Here is a 1,885-nt window from a genome sequence, read left to right on the forward strand (position 1 = left end):
CCCCAGTGTATGGCCTACGGCGACCTGGCCGGGGTCGAGCCGGTGGTGGGATTGTGGACTCTCGTGCCGGCTGCCCTAGTTTACGCCCTTTTCGGCTCCTCATCGCAACTGTCCCTCGGACCGGAATCGACCACGGCAGTGATGACGGCAGCAGCGATCGCACCGATAGTGAGCCTTCAAGGAGAAAATTACGGCAGTTTAGCGGCTTTTTTAGCCCTAATGGTCGGTTTAATCTGTTTGGTTGCTTATATCGCCCGCTTGGGATTTCTAGCTAATTTACTCTCCAAACCGATCCTGATCGGTTATATGGCGGGAGTGGCCGTGATCATGATTGCGGGACAACTGGGTAAAATTAGTGGTTTGTCAATCCGTGAAAATACGGTTTTTAAAGAAATTTTAGCTTTTTTCTGGGGAATAAACCAATGGCACTGGCCAACCCTTAGCCTAGCTGTATTTCTGCTACTATTTCTATTTGTCATCCAAAAATATTTTCCCAAAGCACCGGGTCCCTTGCTGGCGGTTTTACTGGGAACCCTCGCCGTCGCCACCCTCCATCTCGATGGGGAGGGGGTGGCAGTAGTGGGGAAAATTAGCAATACTTTGCCCAATTTTGGCTTACCAACCCTAGATTTTTCCCAATTACTACCCCTAGTAACCGCGGCCGTCGGCATTGCCCTGGTGGGCTATTCCGATAACGTCTTGACCGCTAGAGCCTTCGCCGCACGCCATAACCAAGAAATCGATGCTAATCAAGAATTTTTAGCCCTGGGACTGGGGAATCTGGCGGCGGGTTTTTGTCAGGGATTTCCCATCAGCAGCAGCGCCAGTCGCACTGCGGTGGGCGATTCGGTGGGCAGTAAAAGTCAGATTTACTCCCTGGTGGTGGCAGTGGTGGTGGTGGCGGTCATTTTCTCCCTCGGTCCGCTACTGGCACTCTTTCCCAAGGCCGCCTTGGGTGCGCTGGTGATTTATGCGGCCTGTAAACTGGTGGATATTGCTGGCGCTAAACGACTAAAAAGCTTTCGCAATAGTGAGTTTAATCTCGCTGTCCTGACCATGGTGGGGGTGCTAACCACGGGGATTTTAAGCGGGGTTGCCATCGCCATCGGTCTCTCGGTTATCGATTTATTGGCCCGCATTACCCGGCCTGATGATGCGGTCTTGGGTACGGTTCCGGGGGTGATGGGTTTACACGCGCTCCAGGATTGGCCAGAAGCGCAAACAATACCGGGGTTAGTTATCTATCGTTACGATGCTCCCTTATTTTTTGCTAATGCGGCCGACTTTAAACGTCGCGCCCTCAGTGCCATTGCCCGGGAGACAGAACCAGTAGAATGGTTTGTCTTGAATACGGAGGCCCTTGGGGAATTGGATAGTACAGCCGTGGAGATTCTTGAGGAACTAGCGGCAGAATTATCAAGACGGGGTATAGTTTTTGCCCTCGCTAGGGTTAAACACGATCTGTACTTACAATTGCAACGTTCTCGCTTGTTAGATAAAATTAGCCAGGAGAGAATTTACTATACTTTGCCGGCGGCGATCGAAGCTTTTCAACATCGTTAACTGATAGTTAGGGGTCGAGAAGGTCATCGCCGACCTCCCCTCCCATAGAGAACCTACCCGTGCATAGTTTTCGGACTTTATTGAAATTAGGTGATAGAGTTGTCTAAGTTGGGCTTCCGTCGGTTGCATTTAGTCATTATCGGCTTGATTTTAGATTATTGTTCATTTTTAGCATCATTAACTGAAAGTCACTTCCCTAACCTATTTAGGGTTTGCGGCAAAAAGTTTTTCGTGGGGGTAGGGGGGTGTGGGGTTTTACCCATTTTCAAGTGGTCAATTACCTAAGTTTCAGGGAAAAAGTGCCTAATTCTCCCCCCCGATC

1 protein-coding gene is annotated in these 1,885 nt (G+C 50.2%); it reads left to right on the forward strand.

The features are described from left to right. Positions 1 to 1,563: SulP family inorganic anion transporter (locus tag IQ242_RS23770; protein WP_193961649.1), on the forward strand; the 1,563-nt coding region annotated here is incomplete at its 5' end. Between the last annotated feature and the right edge of the window lie 322 nt (positions 1,564 to 1,885).

It is taken from the genome of Microcystis sp. LEGE 08355 (assembly GCF_015207185.1).
Taxonomy (GTDB): Bacteria; Cyanobacteriota; Cyanobacteriia; order Cyanobacteriales; family Microcystaceae; genus Microcystis; species Microcystis panniformis.